This window comes from Rhodococcus sp. EPR-134, from assembly GCF_001647205.1.
GTDB lineage: Bacteria > Actinomycetota > Actinomycetes > Mycobacteriales > Mycobacteriaceae > Rhodococcus_F > Rhodococcus_F qingshengii.
The window spans coordinates 1-20393 of sequence record NZ_LVCT01000634.1; the positions used below are offsets into that span (position 1 = coordinate 1).

Sequence of the window (20393 nt, forward strand, 5' to 3'; positions counted from 1 at the left end):
CAGAATACGGTCTCGTAGCTGATCCACACGATCGTTCGCCGACAACTGGTCGAGGTATACCGATGCCCGGTCACCATCGACGACAATTCGGCCGCGAGGGCGAGGTCGACAACCTCTTCGACGATCACCCGTCGCATTGCGCCATTGATCAGTGGAATCTTGAATACCTTACCGACGGCGGTTGGCAACTCGACGACGAGCTCATGCGCCGAGTACACGGGGGCGAAGACGTTCCATCGCTCGGGGAAGTCGATCCGCACGGGAAGGCCGTTCGGCATAGTTCGATCTGAATCTCGCAGTAAACCTACGCCGAGGCCAAACAGTCGGGCAGTCCGTCTCATCAAGTCATCCACCACGGTATGGAATGCGTGAGATACGGCATAAGTTCTGGCACTCGAACGACGGCCCACACATCGACCGACAGCCGGCGCCGCCACAGCCCTCTTATCGATCAGATATCCCGCTACCTGCAATTTTACAAACAAGAATCTCAACAAAAAGAACAAATCGTACACCAGTAGCCATGCGGCCGTTTCGGCATGGCGTACCTACCCGAGTGCCACGATTTTGAAGGTGAAAAATTGATTGATACCGTTATTTTGTGAAGATTCACCCGAACCGTAAACCTCAGGAACGATTGTGACGTCCCCAAAGCAATCGACTGAGAATCCTCACCGAAATATATTGTCGGTCGTTGTACCTGTGTTTAACGAAGAGGCAGGAATCGCGGACTGCATTGACCGTCTGCTCGCGCAAGGTGACACAATCGATGAAATCTTGATAGTCGACAACAACTCCACCGACCGAACCGCCTCGATAATAGAACGCTACGCAGGGTCACACGAAAAAGTTCGATATATCTTCGAGTCACGCCAAGGTGTTGTGCATGCCCGAAATGCGGGTTTTGACGCGTCTTCTTGTGAACTGGTCGGCCGAATCGACGCCGACACCCGGGTCCAGACCGGATGGGCGGCCGCGATTTGCGAATTCCTCGGCCCCAACTCCACCCACTGCGCCGTTGCGGGCGTCACATACCTCTTCGAATCCCCTTTCTCGCGCGTCCACCGGTTCGTACTTGACCGACAAATTCGACGTGGAAAGTTCAATCATGATCGCCGAGTGCTAGCTGCTACCGGAGCGAACATGGCCGTGAAAAGATCAGCGTGGCTAGAAGTGCGGAAGAATTTGAGCGAGCGCACTGACATTCACGAAGACATGGATCTCTCGATATGTCTCCAGAAGATCGGGTTGACAATCGGACAGTGCGACTCCATGCGCGTCGAAACATCGGGGAGGCGGGGAGAAACACCTCCGCGCGAATACTCGAAGTACAACCGCGCTTCTGAATCGGTCCTTCGACTCCACAACATCATGAATTGGCGCTTCAAGTTCCTGATCCGGCTGGACACAGTTGTCCACGCCTTGGCATGGCCGATTTACCGTGCATACAATTTCGAGCAGGAGCGTTTTGAGTTCAGTCGCTTGTTCGGCAAATCGCAAGGACGAATCATGCCGGTCAACCAGTAGCCAATCCAGCTCGCTATTCACTACAGGTGCGAAGTGACAGTGCAGCAGAGACCCCCTCGTTGCTGATGGGCACAAAAGTCCGCCGTGTCCTCCACGGGGTACACCGAAACCCGCTCATCGATGACCGTTCGGGCCGCTGACCGACGAGTACCGAGCGCTTATCCGAGTGTATTAACGGACATGCACCACACCGGATCTCACGCCACCTTCAACGCCGTGATGCGGTCTTCACTGGAACGCAACAGCACCTTCTCCCCCGCCCACAGCTCGCGCGGCATCACCCAAGGCGTGAACTCGTCGTCCCCGTCCTGGACGACTTGGACCTCCCAACTACGTTGGCCGGTCCTGACATCTGTTCCGTAGACGTTTCCCTCGTCGATAACGACATCGCCGTGCCAGACAACCTCCCCGGCGCGCTCGGCGTTCGATCGCCACAGGACCTCACCGGTGAAGAGGTCCACGAACTGGACCTCGGGCTCGGAACTGGAGCGGGTCACGGCGATCACGTTACCGATCACCGCCAACGACTGTGCGGTGTCGAAGACTTCACTGTTGGACCACAACTTCTCACCCGAAGTCCGGTCGAAACCGCTGTGTCCCAGAATGATCGGAGTCGATCCTCCTGCGGGATTATCTCGGCTGTATCGCCCGCCGTAGTACGAGGACTCCGAGGGCAGTTCGTCTGTCCTGGCGAACTCGCGCCCGTTCTGATCGAGCGCGTACTCACTTGTCGGACGGCCATTGCCTTCGCAACCGCCATCCGACACCAATGTCACGCCGTCCGACGATGTGTGCGCGGTCGAACAGGTGGAGTAACCGTGTACCCACCGCTGTTCGCCGGTCTTCAGGTCGAATCCCAGAGACTCGTCGAGAGCGATCACACCCAGATCGCCGTGCACCGACATCACCGGATCGACGTATCCGGCTTCCCACGATCCACCGACGTCGAACGCTTTGGACCAGTTCGCTTCCGGATCGTCGACGGTTCCGCTGTGCACGCGAACGTCGTTGCTCTCGATATCACCCTCGAGCGCGAGGACCGTGTCACCCGAGACAACCGCGATGATCGGTGCCCACGGCGTCTTGATGTCTCGACGCTCTCCTGTCTCGATATCGAAAAGTGAGTACGAACCACCGGATACGTACGGCCCGGAGAAACACAGCACCGAACTGCCGAGCAGAGTCTCGGAGCAACCACCGACGTCGACCGCCGACGTGCGCCAACGGACAGTGCCGTCGTCGGCATCGAGTGCGACCAATTCCGCGTCGTCCAACGAATATGCCTGGCGGTCCGGCATACCGATCATCGTGACCACGAGTGATCCGGCGTCGATGAATCCGCCCATGTCCATGTTGAATTCGGTTCCAACAAGTGGGCTCCGGAAGATCGCGAACTCGCGCCCGAGAATCTCGGAGGCCTCGACGCTCCATAGCGGCGACGAGATCGCTGTCGGTTCGGAACTCGTCGACGTGACCACCGTGGCGATGGCGGCAGTGACGGTGACTACGGCTGCGGCGGCCGCGATCCGAAGTCGCGATTTCGGGGAGAATCTGGTGGTCATCGAATCTCCAGGCCTTCGGTCGTCGCGAGAAACTCCAACTGCGCGAACGTCATCGGATCGTTCGGGATCGCAGCCGACGACGAAACCGAGACTTGGGTCCCATTCGGGCGGGTGACGACCACAGCCCTGCTCGTTTCCTGCGTAGATTCTGCTTTCGAGCCGTCATTTGTCATGGGCACGGTCGCGTAGTTCCGTTCGTCTCGCTCGATCACGGATCCATCCGGTCGCGTCACGACCTCCAAGGGGTGCCCGTCGTAGGAAGGGTCGTATTTGTTGGGCTCCGTAGGGAGTGGTTGTCCGCCGGTAATTGTCATGTTGAGGGTCGACTCGCTGTCTCCCGTCCGGGTGAGAAGTCTCTGACATGCAGTGGACTTGTCATTCTCCGCCACCGTCAGAGTGCCCGGTCCGGTATCAAGAATCGGAAAACCCGGAGGTACAGCGCGCCATCTGACTTCGAGTACCGCGTTGAGACGTTCGATCGTCGCGCGATCGAGTTCGGCCACGTCGCCAGAGTCTCGGGGGATCCCGTGGCACCCGGGCGAAAGCGGTGCCGTACCCGGCGGAGCAGGCGTCGTGATTCGCAGTTGCGGCAGGCTGACCAAGGACACCAGTTCGTCGATGGTCAGTGGAAGCGCGCCGCTTGCCTGAACCTCGGCGCCGACTCGGTCGGCAGTGTCATCGAGATAGGCGTGAACTCGTGTGCCATCGATGCCGTAAAGGAACGCCGAACGAGAGAGAGTGCGTTGTCCGTTGATTTCACTCCACGAGTCCTGCACGTCCACAACTGAACCATCCGCGAGTGAGCGACGTTCGACGAGAGAACCGGCAATGCACGGAGGAACCGGCGCCTTACTGCTGTTGACCGAGACCGACAGTCCACCACTGGCCTCGCCTCGAAGTATTGTCGCCGACGCATCAGTGGACGCCAGATCCTCGATCGTCCATCCCTCGGGCAACTCGTCCGAGGTCGACGGTGCCGAGATCGGACCGAACTGGAGTGATCGGCTCGGACTGGCGAACTTGATCTCGACGCCGTCCGGAATCGCATCGGCGACCGCATCCGACATCGATACAGCTTTGGCGCCGGAAAACCACGGAAAACGTGGGTCGTCGTACGCGTCGTCGCCACCTGTCGATGTGAAGATCGAGATTCCGTGTTCGTCGTCCGGCGCTTCGACGCTTTCACAACCCGGAATCGTGGTCGGGTACACCGCGCTCGGCGTGACGTACGAGAATTCAGGCAGGTCCTCCGGCGCCATCTCTTCCGGTGTGGACGTTATGCTGATCGACGAAGTCGCAGCTACCGAGATGTCATCGGACGGCGAACTGCTCCACCGATCCACCAGCCCGGCAACCACTGTCCCGCCGGCGATCAGGGAGACGACCGTCAGCGCGAAGGTCCACTTCTCGGCCCGCTTCAAATCGGTTTGCTCCTTCGACACGTACCCTCGCAGTCACCGTCACGGCCCGCTCCCGATGCGCGTCGCCTCTGGATGTCCTGTCGCGATCACAGCGATTTCTGTTACCAACCGGATGGTTTCCTATCGCACGAGCGCCGTATGAACACAGAAGGACGGGGTGCCAGTTGCTGTGCAACCGGCGCCCCGTCCTGACTGCCTGAGTGCTTACACCCTCACAGGCACCTGATTCGGGTCTGGATCGGAATTCGGATCCTGCTCGATCGGAATCCGTCGAATCGCTTCACCCTCGATGTCGACGTTCGGCAGGATCTTGTCGAGCCACGCCGGCAACTTCCACGCTGAATCACCGAGAATCGACATGACCGCAGGTATCACGATCATGCGGATGATGAAGGCGTCGAAGAAGACTGCAGCCGCGAGGCCGAAGCCCATCATCTTGCTTGTCGTCTCCGAGGACAGCATGAATGCGCCGAACACGGAGATCATGATGATGGCCGCCGACGCGACCACGCGAGCACCATGGGTGTAGCCGGAGATGATGGCGTCCTTGGCCGACAATCCGTGCACGTATTCCTCGCGCATTCGCGTCACGAGGAACACTTGATAGTCCATCGCCAACCCGAAGACCACACCGATCATGAAGATCGGCAGGAACGAGATGATGGGTTGTGTGTGCTCGATCAGCCCGAAGTCGCCCTCCTGGAAGATGGCCACCGTGGCGCCGAAGGTCGCACAGACGGAAAACAGGAATCCGAGAGTTGCGGTCAGCGGCACCAGGATCGAGCGGAAGACGACCATCATGATGATGAACGCCAGCCCCACAACCACGATGAGATACGGGATGAGCGCGGAACTGAGCTTCGACGACATGTCGGCAACGATCGCGGTTTGCCCCGCTACACCGAGTTCTGCGCCTTCCGATTTCACCGTCGATCCGTAATCCCGGATCTGATTCATCAGCTCGTGGGTTTCGGGGCCGCTCGGTGACATCTGCGGGGTGACCGCGATCAGCGCAGAGTTGGCGCCCGCCATCGGGTTTGCTGCGTCCGGTCCGTTTCCGACCCACATCAACTGATCCGGAGTTGCGACGTTGTCGAGGCCCTTGATGTGCGCGACAGTGCCTTCGGCAATCGCGGTGATGTCGGTGCCGTCAGGCGCGTCGAGCACGACGAACAATTCGCCATTGACGCCTTCACCGAACCCACGTTGCAGCAGGGCAAGTGCCGGCCGCTCTTCGTCCTGAGTGAACGAGAGTCCGAGTTCGAGCTTCGTCATCGGAATAGCCGCGATCACCAGAAGCACCAGCGCAGCACCCGCGATCGGCCACGGGTACTTGGTGACTATCTTGGCCCAGCGATGTCCGTTGGATTCCATCGTCTCGGGCTCGTCACCGTGGCGCAGCCCGGGGATACGAGGCGAGAACGCGAATCGGCCGAAGATACCCAGAACCGCTGGGATCAATGTGATTGCGCCGAGCACAGCGATGATGACGGCAACCGCTGCCGAGATTCCCATCTGCGTGATCATCGGAACCCCGACCACCGCCAGGGCCGCCAGCGCAACCACCACTGTCAGGCCTGCGAATACGACAGACGAACCGGCAGTACCTACTGCGCGTCCGGCGGCGGCTTCCCTGGTTCCGCCCAGGTTGAGCTCACTGCGGTAGCGCGACACGATGAACAACGCGTAGTCGATCGAGACTGCGATGCCGATCATCGTGACGATTCCCGTGACGCCTTCGTTGATGTCGAAGAAGCCCGAGCCGAGGGTGACAGTCAGAGTGGCCAGCGCAATTCCCAGAATTGCAGTGAACAACGGGATGAACGCCGCGATGAGTGCACCGAACGCCACGATCATCACGATGAACGCCACCGCGAAGCCGAGCATCTCCGACAGACCGCCCGCGGCCTGCACCTGCATCATCGAGCCGGTTCCTTCGACTTGCAAGCCGCCGGTGCGGAACTTTGCCATCAAGTCGAGGAACGCGGTCTTGTTGGCCTGCGTCTGATCCTCGATGCGAATCGACTGATTGAGCTGGATCAGCCCGACCTTGCCGTTGTCGCCGAGAACGGCCGACGCCACCGCTGGATTGGCCTCCGCGAGAGTGACCGGATTGACGATCTTCTCGGGATCGACGATGTCCGGCAACGTCTTCGCCTGCGCGATCAACTGATCGATCTGATCGCTGTGCGCGGCAAGCCCGTCGTCTGCCGCGATGAGAATACTGGTCGACGCCTGAGTTTGCTGCTCCGCTGCAGCTGCAAAGTTCTCGTTCATCAACTCGGTCGCACGCTGTGAATCGGTGCCCGGAAGGTTGAATTCTTTGGAGAACGTCGGATTTGTGGCGCTGATAGCGCCCCCCACCACCGCGATCACGATAATCCACGCGGCCACCACAAGATACTTGTGGCGGAAAGCGAACTTCCCCAACCTGTAAAGATACGTAGCCAACGTAGGCCTCTCTCGCCGTGGACTGGTCTGTCCGAAGAACACGGAGTCTTTCGGTGCCAAGGTCATACGGTACGGACCGACCGGCTCGTTGGCACCTGGTATATCTGCGAAAACGGCATATCCGGCGCGCTCTCCGTCTCCTTTTCAGACCGCTCGGTACCGTGGACACGACACGGGCAGGCGCCTCACCAGAGCAGACGTCGCGTAGTACGAAAGGCAATCCCATGAATCACGGCCAGGCCGTCGATCGCGATCTCCTCCTTGCAGGCCAACAGCGACTCGACGCGCGGGGGCCACGATTGACGGGATCACCTGCACACCACGCGGTGGTGGAGGAAGTCGCGAACGAACTGACCGAACTGGGCCTCGACGTCCGGCGTGATTCACACACTTTCGAACGCTGGGATCTACCGGCAACGTCTGACGGACTTCGCATCGAATTGCCCACGGGGCCGATCAAGGTTTCGTCCGCATTCCCCTACTCGGGATTGACCGGCCCTCAGGGAATCTCCGCTCCCCTGGTCCACGTCAGCGCGCGACGCCCCAAGTGGTCCTTGGCCAGGGGCGCGATCGCAGTGATCGAGGTCCCGCACATCGATCTTCCGCGCAAGCTACTGGTCAGCGAGTGGGGTCCGATCGCCAACGACGAGACTCTTCGAAATCCGGTTCTCTCCGCGACTCTTCTTGGCCCGAAACTCGACAAGGCCCGCAAAGCCGGAGTGCTCGGCGTGATCGCGGTGTGGCGTGACATCGCTCCGGACAACGCGCTGGGACAATATCTTCCGTTCACGCAGCCGTACCACGACATCCCCGCCGTCTGGGTGGCCGGCGACGAGGGCAGGAAGGTTGTCGCTGCAGCTCGTTTCGGCCAGCGGGCCACTCTGGTTCTGGATGCAACTCTGCATCCGGACACCCGGACCGACACGGTGTGGGCGGTATCCCCGGGGACATCACCGGAAGAGACGATTCTGCTCATCACTCACAGCGACGGAACCAACGGCGTCGAGGAGAACGGGCATCTGGGAATGTTGGCCTTGGCGCGTCACGCCGTCGCGCAGCCGCATCGACGGTCGTACGTTTTTGTGCTGACGACCGGCCACCTTCGCATTCCAGCGGTGTCCAAGCACGGACAGGCAACGTCCACCTGGCTCGAAGCACACCCCGAGATGTGGAAGGGCGAAGACGGTCAGGCGCGCGCAGTAGCGGGGATCGCAATCGAACACCTCGGCGCACTGGGTGATACCGAGAACACCTCGACCGGCAGCTATTCGTTGGAGACCACTCCGGAACCGGAACTGCTCTACGCGACGAGTCGGGAAGTACACGACATCGTTGCACCGCTGTGGCGCGACATCGGGGCAGGCGATCGCCGAATCGTGGCGCCAGGACCGGTCATTCATTTCGGTGAGGGTGAACCGTTGTTCGAGCGGAAGATACCGGCGGTCGCCTTGGTGACGGCGCCGCAGTACCTGCTCGCTCTGCGTGACGCCGACACAGTCACGCACGTCGATCTCGACGCGATGGTCAAACAGGTCGAAAGTTTCCGCGATCTGCTCGACGCCTTCGACGCAACCGACACCGCGGCTTTCGGTCCGGTGGTCTCGCGCTCGGTGTTCGCGAAGTTCTCGGCGCTACTTCAGTTGATGCAGATTTTGTCGAAAGCCAAGAAATAGTGCTGTGCGCCTTTATTAACCGCCCGCGGTTAATAAAGGCGCACAGCAGTTGTCCTACTTGTCGTGAATGATCACGCCACGGATGTTCTTGCCGTCACGTAGATCCTGGTAGCCCTTGTTGACGTCTTCGAGGCTGTAGGTGTTGGTGATCAGTTCGTCGAGCTTGAGCTGACCGGCATCGTAGAGACGCAGCAGTCGCACGATGTCGTACTGCGGATTCATGGACCCGAAGAGCGTGCCCTTGATCGTCTTCTGATTCAGCGTCAGGTCGGTACCCGACACGTGAACGGTCAGCTTGGCGGGGTCGGCGAGTCCCGTGATCACCACGGTGCCACCCTTGCCGATCACTGCCGTCGCTGCACTGACCACGTCCTCGTCGACGGTGCCGACAAGGATGAGCGCAGCGTCGGCACCCTGTCCCCACGTCAGCTCGTTGACCTTGGCAGCGGCGCTCTCGGCGTCTGCAAAGGCATGGGTGGCACCGAACTTCAGTGCGGTCTCACGCTTGAGAGCAACCGGATCGACCACAACGACGTACTTGCAGCCTGCCGAAACCGCACCCTGAACGGCATTGATGCCGAGGCCACCGATGCCGTAGATCACCGCGGTGTCACCGGCGCGGAGGTTGCCTGCGTTGACGGCCGTTCCCCAACCCGACGGCACGCCGCAGCCAACGACCACTGCCGTCTCCAATGGAAGCCAGTCGTCGATCTTGACTACCGAGTGCTGAGAAATGGTGGCGCGCTCGGAGAACGTTCCCAACATGCACATTCCGCCGAAATCCATTCCGTTGCCGTGGAAACGGAAGGAACCGTCGGGCATCGAGCCTTCGAGGATGGTGGCACCCATGTCGCAGAGGTTCTGGCGACCGGTCGAGCAATAGCGACAGGTGCCGCAGTTGGGGATGAAGCTACACACGACATGGTCGCCCGGCTTGACCTTCGTGACGCCTGGGCCGACCTCTTCGATGATGCCCGAGCCTTCGTGTCCGCCGACGATCGGGTAACGCGGCGGGAGATCACCGTCGGTCAGGTGCAGATCCGAATGGCACAGTCCGGCAGCGGTGTACTTGATCAGTACCTCACCCACACCCGGGCCGTCGAGGTCGAGTTCCATGATCTCGAAGGGCTTTCCGGGCTCGAGCAGTACAGCAGCTTTGGTCTTCACTGGTGATCTCCTTGATTGTCGGACGAGAGAATGAGCGATGGGGTCGGTCAGAGAGCGATGTTGACGGCCTTGGTCTGGGTGTAGAGATCGATAGCCGAAGCGCCGAGCTCGCGGCCCCAGCCGGACTGCTTGTATCCACCGAAGGGCATTGCAGTGTCGAAGCCGTTGTACTGGTTGATCCACACCGAACCGGCCTTCAAGCGCTTCGCCGTGCGGTGAGCCTTGGAAATGTCCCGGGTCCAGATGCCGGCGGCCAAGCCGTAGATGGAATCGTTTGCGGCAGTGATCGGTCCGTCGTCCGCGTTGAACGGCAGCGCCGCCACGACGGGTCCGAAGATCTCCTCCTGAACGATGGAGAATTCGGGCTTGACGTCAACGAAGACGGTCGGCTCGACGAAGTAGCCCTGATCGCCCCAGCGGTTGCCGCCCGTCAGTGCACGTGCGCCGTCGGCGATTCCCTCACGCAGGTAGCCGGTCACCTTGTCGAACTGCTCCTGCGAGACCAGCGGTCCGAGCTGGGTGGTGGGATCGAGGCCGGGCCCGATCTTGACCTGGCTCGCTGCGTGCGCGACGGCCTCGGTGAACTTCTCGAAGATGGTGTCCTCGACGTACAGACGAGTACCCGCAACGCAGCACTGTCCGTGGTTGAACAGCCACGCGTTGAGCGAACCCTCCACCGCGGAATCGAAATCGGCGTCGGCGAACACGATATTGGGGCTCTTGCCACCGAGCTCGAGCGTAACCTTCTTCAGATTGCCCTTGGCGGCGTCGACGATCTTCTTACCCACCTCGGTGGAACCGGTGAACGCAACCTTGTCCACGTCGTCGTGGCCGGACAGAGCAGCACCTGCATCGCCGAAGCCGGGAACGATGTTGACGACACCGGGCGGGAAGCCTGCTTCTTCGAAGACCTCCGCGAGAAGCAGTGCGGTGAGCGGGGTCTGCTCAGCGGGCTTGAGGATCACCGTGTTGCCGGCGGCGAGCGCGGGGGCGAGCTTCCACGACGACATCAGCAGCGGGAAGTTCCACGGCACGATCAGTCCACAGACGCCGATCGCCTCACGCAGGGTGTAGGCGTGGAACTCGCCGCCCGGAGAGAAGGGCATCGACACGTTGACGGTGCTGCCTTCGATCTTGGTGGCCCAACCCGCGTAGTAGCGGAAAACGTCTGCGGCCCAAGCTACGTCGACGGCGGTGGCGATGGCAACGGACTTGCCGTTGTCGAGAGCTTCGAGCTGACCGAATTCCTCGGCACGAGCACTGAGAATGTCGCCGACGCGCCAGATCATCCGCTCGCGCTCGTTTGCCTTCATACGTGACCAGGGGCCGTCCTCGAAAGCCGTTCGAGCGGCACGTACCGCGCGGTCGATGTCTTCAGCCTGACCGTGTGCCACGTCTGCGAGCTTCTGTCCGTCAGCCGGGTTGTACGTCGCGAAGGTCTGACCCGAAGCGGCGTCGACGAATTCGCCGCCGATGTAGAGCTTCTTCGGTCCGTTCAGGAAACCCTGTACCGCTGAACTGATGGTGTGTTCGGCTACTGCCGTCATCGGAAACTCCCCTGAAGTAGTGAGGTGCGAATGTGATGCACGCCATACTTCCGCGCTTCCAGGGGTGCTAACTGTCCGAACTTTGTACAACTGAAGTCGGACAGCAAACTACACAGTGATGTCGAGCGCCCGCATCCGTGTGTAGAGAGTGCTTCGGCTGATTCCGAGTTGCGCCGACGCGTGAACCTTGTTGCCGCCGCAGTCTTTCAACGCTCCGATGATCGCCTGGCGCTCGGCTTTCTCCCGCCCTGCCAACCGCGACACCTTGGTCGTGGTGCGATAGTCCTCGGGCAGATCAGCGACGTCGATGCGATTGCTCGAGCGTTCATCCGAGGCGCGATTCAACACGACGCGCAATTCGGCCAGGTTGCCCGGCCAGTTGGCCGCCGCGAGTGCTTCGGCAGCGCTGGCGGTCAATCTCAGTTCTGGTGAGATCCCCTCCAACATGACTTGTGCCAACTCGGCGATCTCAGCCTGTCGCTCGCGCAGTGGGGTGATGACAACCCGGGAGGCGCATCGTGAGAGCAGCGCGGCGATGGTCGGTGGAAGATCAACTGCCGCTCCGCTGGTCAGTACGATTTTCGGCCCCTCAGCGCTGGCGTCGATCAGGTCTGCGACCAGCGGCAACACCGAGTCAGGAAGGAGTTGTACCTGTTCGATCACGACCACGCCCGAACGCTTACGGGCTACTCGCACGAGATCGGTGACCCATTGCTCACGGCCGTCGAACGCGATTCGCGTGGCATCGAGCCAACTCGCATCGACACTGCCGACGACGTCCGATGCTGCCGAGGTTCGGCCGGATCCCGCTTCACCAGAGATCGCCACGGCGGCAGAGGTTGCCCGCGCCCGCATCAGGTCGCGCCGCAGTCGTTCGCCCGGAGACGGTGCCCGCTCGTGCGTTCTGCGGATCGGTGCCCGTTCCCGTTGGAGTGGTTCGACCAGGAAGAGCGCACCACCGTCAGCCCCGGAAATCCGGTCGGCTTGAACTCGCGCCAGAGCGCCGGACGCCAATTCGACTGTCACCAATCGTGATTGGTCCGGATTCAGGTCGGCAATCAAGGAACGGAGCGATACATGGTCTGCGGTGTCGAGCAGATCCAAAGCGGTTCGGTTGCTCAGCAGGATGTCGTCGCCGATGGCCGCGACGGCAATGTGGCGCTGATGTGAAACTCGCTGGAATGCGTCGACCAGCCGCTGCTCCGATGCTTTCGAGCCTTCGAGCAGCCGTTTCTCGATGTCCGCTGCAGCACGCGCAAGGAAGGGCGCGAACAGTGGGTTGGCCTGCGAGACAACGCCGGTCATGTCGAGAATGCCTTCGACACGACGTGTGACGGGATGCAGGATCGGCTGTCCGTAGCAGCTCAAACCCTTGAGGCTGTCGAGGAAATGCTCGTCACCGTGGATCACCACGCTTCGTCCGACCTCGAGGGGTGTACCAAGCGCGTTGGTGCCGGCGTGCTCTTCACCGAAGCGTGAGCCGTTGACGACACCCAACCGCTCGATCGTTCGCTCGACGCGACTGTCGGAGTACACCGAAGCGACCACGCGGCATTCGCGATCGGCAAGCAGCACGCAGAAACCGGTGCCCGCGATCTGTTGCGAAACTTCGTCGAGCACGGGTGCGGCGGCCCGGAGCAAACGAGACTCACCGTCCTGCTCCTCGGTGTCCACGGCGATGGCCGACGACGGGTCGAGGCCACTGAGTCGAGAACGCTTCCAGGAGAGCGCGATCTCGGGGCGTACCGGCTCACGCTCCCCTGGGTTCGCGGACATACTCTCAGGCCTGACCGATCAATTCGATCGCCTGTTCTCGCATCGCGATCTTGCGGACCTTGCCCGTGACTGTCATCGGGAACTCGTCGACGACATGGACGTACCGCGGAATCTTGTAGTGCGCGAGCTTGCCGGTGCAGAACGCGCGGACCGAATCGGCGTCGAGATCGTCTGCACCTTCGCGCATCTGGACCCACACCATCAATTCCTCGCCGTACTTTGCGTCGGGTACGCCGATGACCTGCGCATCGAGAATGTCGGGATGGGTGTAGAGGAACTCCTCGATCTCACGCGGATAGACGTTCTCGCCACCGCGGATGACCATGTCCTTGATGCGTCCCGTGATGGCGACGTATCCGGCCTCGTCCATGACTCCGATGTCTCCGGTGTGCATCCACCGGGCAGCGTCGATCGCCTCGGCGGTCTTCTCCGGGTTCTCCCAGTATCCGAGCATGACCGAGTAACCACGCGTGCACAGTTCACCCGGCTCGCCACGGGGCACCGTCAATCCGGTTGCCGGATCGACGATCTTGATCTCGAGATGCGGCCCTACCCGTCCGACCGTTTCGGTGCGCTGCTCGATCGAATCGTCCGAGCGGGTCTGCAACGACACCGGCGAGGTCTCCGTCATGCCGTAGCAGATCGACACCTCCGACATGCCCATGCGATCGATGACCTGCTTCATCACCTCGACCGGGCAGGGCGAGCCCGCCATGATGCCGGTGCGAAGGGACGACAGATCGAAGCTGTCGAAGTCCGGCAACGCCAACTCCGCGATGAACATCGTCGGAACGCCGTAGAGGGACGTGCACTTTTCGGCCTGAACGGCTTCGAGCGAAGCACGCGGATCGAAGGCCGGACCCGGAATGACCATGGCAGCACCATGACTGGTGCACGCAATGTTGCCCATCACCATGCCGAAGCAGTGGTAGAACGGCACCGGGATGCACACCCGATCGACCTCGCTGTAGTGGCACAACTCGCCGACGAAATAGCCGTTGTTGAGGATGTTGTGGTGACTGAGCGTCGCGCCCTTCGGGAAACCGGTAGTACCCGAGGTGTATTGGATGTTGATCGCGTCGTCGGCCGACAACGCGGCCTGGGCTGCGGCGAGCGGAGCCGGATCGCTTGCCTGCGCCGCCAAGCCGTCTGCAAGCACCGCGTCCCACTCGGGTGAACCGAGCAGGAGCACCGACGTCAGATCCGGGCACTGCGGCCGCACCGTCTCGATCATCGACGCGTAGTCCGAGGTCTTGAAGCTGGCCGCAGACACCAGCGTCGAGATCCCGGCCTGCTCGAGTACGTACTGCAACTCGTGCGAGCGGTACGCCGGATTGATGTTGACCAGGATCGCGCCGACCTTTGCCGTCGCGTATTGCGTGAACGTCCATTCCGGACAGTTGGGAGCCCAGATTCCTACCCGATCGCCCTTCCCCACACCACGGGAAAGTAGTCCGGCAGCGAGCCCGTTCACCTGCTCGGCGAACTCCCGGTACGTCCATCGTCGACCGCTGGCGTGGTCGATCAACGCATCGCGGTCGCCGTGTGCGGCAACCGTGCGATCGAGGTTGTCTCCGATGGTGTCGCCCAGCATCGGACCGTCCCATACTCCGGACGTATAGCTGGGCAGCGGCGTACTCATGTGTTCTGTCCTCTCCGGTTACCTGTTCAGGCACCTATGAGAGGGGCCGCCGCAGCGGACCCTCTCATCTACGAATTTACTCGATTCGGTGTGATGCACGACATACTTCCCGGTGCGGGGTGGCCGTAACTGTTCAGAGTCCGGACACCCCACCCGCCTGCTGTGCGCCTTTATTAACCGCCGGCGGTTAATAAAGGCGCACAGTGGTTACAGCGCGTGGTCCTTGGTCTCGACGAGTGCCCAGGTGCAGATCAGGCTCAACACGCCCAGGATCGCCAGCATGACTCCGATGGCCATGCTCCCGTAGGCCGAGGCCAGCGGTGCGGCGATCAGCGGCGGCACTGCCCCACCGAGCACTCCGGCGAGGTTGTAGCCGAGGCCGGCACCGGTGTAGCGGTAGCGGGTCTGGAACATTTCCGGAAGCAGCGCACCGCAGGGGCCGTAGGCGATTCCGAAGATCATGAGCGTGCCGAACATCCCGATGATGAACGCGATCGGCGATCCCGTGTCGAGGAGCGGGAACAGCACCAGCGCCCAGACGACGGCCAGACCACACGAGATCATGATGACCTTGCGGCGCCCGATGCGGTCCGAGTACAGAGCGGAAACGACGATCGCCGCACCGAAGACAACCGCGGAAGCGATACCGACAGACAGGACGAACGGACGGGAGAAGCCGAGGGTCTTTGTTCCGTAGCTCGTCAGGAAAGCCGTGCCCATGTAGAAGAACGCGAACAGGCAAGCCAGGGCGCCTGCCGAGAGCAGGATCTCCTTGGTCTGGAACCGCCAAGCATCCAGGAACGGGAGGGTGCGAGGTGCTTCGTTCTTCTGCTCCGCGACGCGCTCTGCCTGCTCCGCCTTGAAGACGGGAGTCTCCTCGATAGCGAGCCGCATGTAGAGGCCGATGCCGACCAACACGATGGAGAACAGGAACGGGATACGCCAGCCATAATCGAGGAAAGCCTGGTTGGTGTCGCCGAGAACTGCGCCGGTGATGAGGAAGGTACTGCTCGAGAGAACGAAGGCGATTGCAGGGCCGAGCTGCGGGAACATCGCATACAGACCACGTTTGCCCGGTGGAGCGTATTCCGCCGTGAGCAAGGTTGCGCCTGCCCACTCACCACCGACCGCGAAACCTTGGCCGAATCGCAAGAGCACCAAGATGATCGGGGCCGCGACACCGATGGTTGCAGCACCCGGCAGCAAGCCGATCAGGAGCGTCGAGATACCCATGAGCAGGAGCGTCGAGATCAGCGTCTTCTTGCGACCGATGCGATCACCGAAGTGTCCGAACAACATTGCGCCGACGGGCCGGGCGATGAATGCGACTGCGAAAGTCGCAAACGATGCGACAGTTCCCGCAGTGGCACCGAGCGCGGGGAAGAACACCGTCGGAAAGACAAGTGCCGCAGCGGTTCCGTAGATGAAGAAGTCGTAGAACTCGATAGTCGTGCCGATACAACTCGCGATTGCGACGCGCCGCACACTGGTGGTGTTCTGCGGGGGCTGCGTCGCACCTGCGGCACTCGCACCCCCGGCGCCGGCGGCACTGGTGCCGCCTGTGGGAGAGACTGTGGTCACTCGATTCCTCCGTGGTCCCGTGGTGTCGCCCTGTGGGCATCACCGTCGATAGGAGGAAAGGTAGTGATGTGGCTCACCCCCGCACTACCCCCGAAAGGGGGTAGGAGTGATCTCGGTCACCACTTGTATGCAATGGTAACGAGTTTCACGACCCTCGACATGCCGCAGGCCGTCCGATTCGTTCTCACGAATCGGACGGCCCTCGAGAAACGGCGTCACGGTGCAACGCTACGGATCAAGCCTTACCGGCAGCCCCGAACAGTTCCTGACGGATCTCGCCCCACACCGTGGCGTAGGAGTCGATGATCGGTTCGGAAATCCACTTGGACTCCCCGGCTTGCACTTTCGCGAGAGCATCCGAGAAGAGATCCTGGTAACGAGACAACCGCGGAACGAATGCCGACAGATCGTCGAACAGGTTTGCAGCCCGGCGATCCAACTCTGCAAGGGAATCCGAATCTGCGTCGTCGATGAGCGCGGCGAACTCCTCGTCCAAGGGAAGGAACGCCTCGTACACCTCAGCGATGGAGTCCTCGTCGATCGAGACGCGCTCGGCGTCCAACTGATCTTCGAGTTCTGCCAAACCTTTCTCGGTCAGGCTGATGGCGTTTTCCGCTTCGACCGCTTTGCCCTGCGCGACAAGTGCGTCGTACGCAGCTTGACCGGAAGCCGAGCTGACGCCCAGGTGCTCGGCCAGGACGACCGCTCCGACCCGCTCCTTGAGACGTACTGCTTGGAGCAGTGCCAACTCGTCCACATTGCCAGCGAAGGCCATCGATTTCTCCTACTCACGTGCCGCCTCTGCGGCTCCAGCATCACAGCGGACACCCGTGGGTTTCCGCAGCCCGACAAAGGGCTCGACAGAATCAGATCACACACGCTTAGCCGTGTGTCGAGTAACTTACGATGGGCTCCCCGAATGACAATTCGGACGATCCGGTATGTTTGCAGTGTGATAGCTCCAATGGTGTCTGTAATAATCCCCTGCCTGAACGTCATGAAATACATCGACGTCCAGTTGGTTGCCTTGAGCGAGCAGAACTTCGGCGGAGTTTTCGAGGTCATCGTGAGTGACAATGGATCGACAGACGGTCTCGAACAGCACATTGCAAATCACCCGCTCACGGCTGAGCTCAACCTTCGATATATAGATTCTTCTCAGAGAGCTGGCATCAGCTTTGCCAGGAACAATGGGTCGGCATATGCGCGTGGGCAATTTCTTGCATTTTGCGACGGAGACGACCGTGTTCACAGTTCCTGGCTGACCCAACTGCTTCTTTCGGCCGAATTCGCCGACCTGATCGCCGGCGGCGTGGAATCAGAATCGATCAATTCGTCGGAAGTGCATTCATGGCGGCCACTTGCCTCGACCGACGGGTTGGTTCTCGGCCGCTTTCTCCCTTCTGCGATGGGGTGCAACATTGGAATCTGGAAGCGCGCCTTCGATTCTATTGGCGGCTTTGACGAATCGATGACAGCGGGCGAGGATGTCGAATTTTCGTGGCGAGCCCAGATCTCAGGGCTGTCCTTCGCCCACGCACCTAAGGCAACCGTCGCCTACCGGCTTAGATCAACCCTTAGAGGAACATGGCACCAGACCGTGTCGTACGGCATGGCTGAAGTCGAGCTATTTCTTGCATTTCGGGACTACGGGGTCCAACGACCGACGATGAAATCTTCGCTCACGACGCTTGCCGGCCTAATCTTGCTGAATCCGTTGATTCCACAAAGGCTCAGCGGAATGCCGCGGGGTCGATGGATCGCCTTTGCCGGTCTACAGGTGGGCAAGCTCAAATGCGCCGCCAGGAATCGCACCTTCTACTTCTGAGCGCCCGATATCGTTTCAGGCGACGGAATCGACCTGATCGGGGATCACGCTGCCGTCCGCACGAGTCACGGCGCCTTTCTCCCCGGCCGCGTCGGTGTAAGCATCGGTCGAGCAGCGATAGGGAGCATCCGCCTGTGCTTTCGGTTCGATGAACATGGGGTTGACCAGCCATTTCCCGTCACTGTTGTCGTAGGCATTGCACATCAGTTCGGGATTGTTGCGGTTGATCACCAGGCGCGCACCGGTCGCATCTCCGAGGAACGTCACGTCGGTGACAGAATCACCGGCAGCAAATACCTGACGTCGATCGGCGGCCAACTGCTCGAACGCCGTAGGCCCTTGAACCCCGTAGACAACCTCGTTGACCTGGCACCGCTTGCCGTCGATGTACGGAATGACCGAGTCGTCGCCGTCCGCAACGCCACCACACCCACGCAGGCGCCCGGTGAGAACCCCGCCCTCGACGATGGGCCGAACTCCCATCACATGATCGGCGTCCAATCCCAGCTGTTCCGCCCAGACTCGAACGACCGGTTCGGCCGACGCGGAAATGATCCGCACGTCGAATCCATGAGCGCCGAGGGATTTCACCAAATCTTCGATTTGCGCGTAGTACCGCACCGAGCCGTCGACTTCCGTCGTACCGACGGTCTGATCGGATCCTTCTGCAGCAGCGAGATTCTCGGCACGCGCTGCGCGAGCGTACTCGGTGATCTCGTCCTGGGTGTGCCCTGCCATCAACTGCACGGCCCACGCGTATGCGGCTTTGGTCCGGCGGTGATCGTAACCGTCGAATGCGGCCTGCCCGTCGCGAGTCTTCTCTTCGAGTACCGCAACGATCTCGTCCGCGCAGTCCAAGTCGGTGCTGGTTGCCAACGGTTGCCCCGGCGCGGTCTCGGAGCCGCACGCGGCGGAAAGTGCGGCAGCGCCGGCTGGCGTCATGAAGCGGCTGGTGGTTGCCCAGTCCCCTCCGGCAGGCTGTAACACCTTGTTGTTCTTGATCATCCAGAATGCAGTGGCGCTTCCGATGTCGTTCTTGACAACTGTGTTGTCCCAGTCGAAGAGCGCCAACGGAGCTCCGTCATCGACATCACCTGCAGCTCCACACGTTCCGAACTCCGTCATCATGGCATCCAACCTCACACGGTTGTCGCCGTACCACGCCAGACTGGGATCCAACGCAGCACAGGATGAACCACTCTGCGCCACATCTTCTTTCGGGGCGCTCTCGGCCGAACTACATGCAGTTGCACTCAACAGGACACTACCTACCGCCAACGCACACAGGGCGCGGGCATGCAGCGAACGGAACATCGATTCCCTCGTTTTCGTCGTGATTCGGGTACGACGTCATACCCGAGTGTCGATCGACCCGGGTATGCCGTGCAGTTGTCAATTAATCGAGCGTCAGCACTTCTCCCGACGCAACGGCGTCGGCGCGAGAGGTGTCCTTGAGGTCGACGCCGGAGCGGCCCAACTGGCGCGCTCCCGTCACCAATCCCAGGACGACACGAGCAGCCTGCTCGTATCCGAGTCCCTCGGGTGGGTGGACATTGGAAATGCAGTTTCGATCCGCGTCGGTACGACCGACGCGGGGAAGGTGAGTCAGATAGATCCCGACACTGTCCGCAACGGAGAGCCCTGGACGTTCGCCGATCAGGACGATCGCCGTCTGCACTCCCATCGCGGCAGCGATGTGATCACCCAGTGCCACACGGGCATTCGTGGCGATCACGGGCGGCGCGATCGAGTACCGCTCCCCCAACACCGTGACCAACGCAGACAGTAATTGCTCGCCGTGGTCCATCAGTGCTCGCGGCGAGAGTCCGTCGGCGAGGATGAACCCGATTTCCTTGTCGGAACTCGCGATCGCACCCAGGTCAGCCGGTTGGCGCCCCAGGTCGGGTCTCCGGAGATACTCACTGCGGGTGGAGACGCTGCTCGCGACCACCACCGGCGCCCCGATGCCCACCCCTTCGACCCGACTGGCAAGCGTCTCGGAGTCGAGTGGCTCGTGGACCGCGTCGCGGGCTGCGGCGTGAGCTGCCTTGAATTCGAGAACCCGCTTGGTGGGCAACGAATCTCCGGCACGCCCCAGCCCGATACGCGATTGTGTGGTCTTGCGCAGTGGACCCCAGAAATCGAGGATCGGTGCCTGATCTTCGGTCATGAGTTCACCGTCAAAGCCCGCAACGGCGACATTTCGGCATCGATCGGA

15 protein-coding genes are annotated in these 20393 nt (G+C 61.1%); 3 read left to right on the forward strand and 12 right to left on the reverse strand.

All coding sequences use genetic code 11. The features are described 5' to 3' along the window. On the reverse strand, positions 1-278 hold a 278-nt coding region (locus tag A2J01_RS27860; RefSeq protein WP_156519428.1), incomplete at its 3' end, for a hypothetical protein. A 361-nt stretch (positions 279-639) separates the two neighbouring features. Between A2J01_RS27860 and A2J01_RS27865 the strand changes: the two genes are divergently transcribed. After that, a complete protein-coding gene (locus tag A2J01_RS27865; RefSeq protein WP_064114022.1) occupies positions 640-1527 on the forward strand; it encodes a glycosyltransferase in 888 nt (295 codons plus the stop codon). A 197-nt stretch (positions 1528-1724) separates the two neighbouring features. Here the strand turns inward: A2J01_RS27865 and A2J01_RS27870 are convergent, their stop codons facing one another. The 3 genes from A2J01_RS27870 to A2J01_RS27880 all read right to left on the reverse strand — a co-directional run bounded on the left by A2J01_RS27870 (position 1725) and on the right by A2J01_RS27880 (position 6961). Beyond that, positions 1725-3089, reverse strand: coding sequence for an outer membrane protein assembly factor BamB family protein (locus tag A2J01_RS27870; protein ID WP_054186887.1), 1365 nt, complete (start codon positions 3087-3089; stop codon positions 1725-1727). Next, the gene (locus tag A2J01_RS27875) at positions 3086-4531 is read right to left on the reverse strand and encodes a hypothetical protein (RefSeq protein ID WP_064114023.1); all 1446 of its coding nucleotides are present in this window, start codon (positions 4529-4531) and stop codon (positions 3086-3088) included. Before A2J01_RS27875 ends, A2J01_RS27870 begins: the two co-directional genes overlap by 4 nt. A 183-nt stretch (positions 4532-4714) precedes the next feature. After that, entirely contained in the window at positions 4715-6961 is a 2247-nt protein-coding gene (locus tag A2J01_RS27880) for an MMPL family transporter (RefSeq protein WP_064114024.1), read from the reverse strand. A 224-nt stretch (positions 6962-7185) separates the two neighbouring features. Here A2J01_RS27880 and A2J01_RS27885 point away from each other — a divergent pair, with 224 nt between their 5' ends. Then, positions 7186-8634, forward strand: a complete 1449-nt coding sequence (locus A2J01_RS27885) for a hypothetical protein (RefSeq protein ID WP_064114025.1) — start codon at positions 7186-7188, stop codon at positions 8632-8634. A 54-nt stretch (positions 8635-8688) separates the two neighbouring features. Here the strand turns inward: A2J01_RS27885 and A2J01_RS27890 are convergent, their stop codons facing one another. From A2J01_RS27890 to A2J01_RS27915, 6 genes are all read right to left on the reverse strand, one after another. Next, complete coding sequence (locus A2J01_RS27890) at positions 8689-9801, reverse strand: NDMA-dependent alcohol dehydrogenase (protein WP_003942086.1); 1113 nt, start codon at positions 9799-9801, stop codon at positions 8689-8691. 47 nt (positions 9802-9848) lie between these two features. Continuing rightward, positions 9849-11348, reverse strand: coding sequence for an aldehyde dehydrogenase family protein (locus tag A2J01_RS27895; protein WP_019744236.1), 1500 nt, complete (start codon positions 11346-11348; stop codon positions 9849-9851). A 108-nt stretch (positions 11349-11456) separates the two neighbouring features. Then, entirely contained in the window at positions 11457-13124 is a 1668-nt protein-coding gene (locus A2J01_RS27900) for a sigma-54-dependent Fis family transcriptional regulator (RefSeq protein WP_064114026.1), read from the reverse strand. A gap of 4 nt (positions 13125-13128) precedes the next feature. Then, entirely contained in the window at positions 13129-14766 is a 1638-nt protein-coding gene (locus A2J01_RS27905) for an AMP-binding protein (RefSeq protein WP_064114027.1), read from the reverse strand. A gap of 207 nt (positions 14767-14973) precedes the next feature. Then, on the reverse strand, positions 14974-16251 hold the full coding sequence (locus A2J01_RS27910) for an MFS transporter (RefSeq protein ID WP_085998903.1): 1278 nt from the start codon (positions 16249-16251) through the stop codon (positions 14974-14976). 331 nt (positions 16252-16582) lie between these two features. Continuing rightward, complete coding sequence (locus A2J01_RS27915) at positions 16583-17122, reverse strand: hypothetical protein (RefSeq protein WP_054827683.1); 540 nt, start codon at positions 17120-17122, stop codon at positions 16583-16585. Positions 17123-17311: 189 nt separating this feature from the next. On the opposite strand from A2J01_RS27915, the gene A2J01_RS27920 reads away from it, so the two are divergent. After that, complete coding sequence (locus A2J01_RS27920; protein ID WP_064114028.1) at positions 17312-18175, forward strand: glycosyltransferase; 864 nt, start codon at positions 17312-17314, stop codon at positions 18173-18175. A 15-nt stretch (positions 18176-18190) separates the two neighbouring features. Here the strand turns inward: A2J01_RS27920 and A2J01_RS27925 are convergent, their stop codons facing one another. After that, positions 18191-19489, reverse strand: a complete 1299-nt coding sequence (locus tag A2J01_RS27925; RefSeq protein ID WP_064114029.1) for an HAD-IB family phosphatase — start codon at positions 19487-19489, stop codon at positions 18191-18193. 82 nt (positions 19490-19571) lie between these two features. After that, positions 19572-20345, reverse strand: a complete 774-nt coding sequence (eutC, locus tag A2J01_RS27930; RefSeq protein WP_054827682.1) for an ethanolamine ammonia-lyase subunit EutC — start codon at positions 20343-20345, stop codon at positions 19572-19574. Positions 20346-20393: the final 48 nt, after the last annotated feature.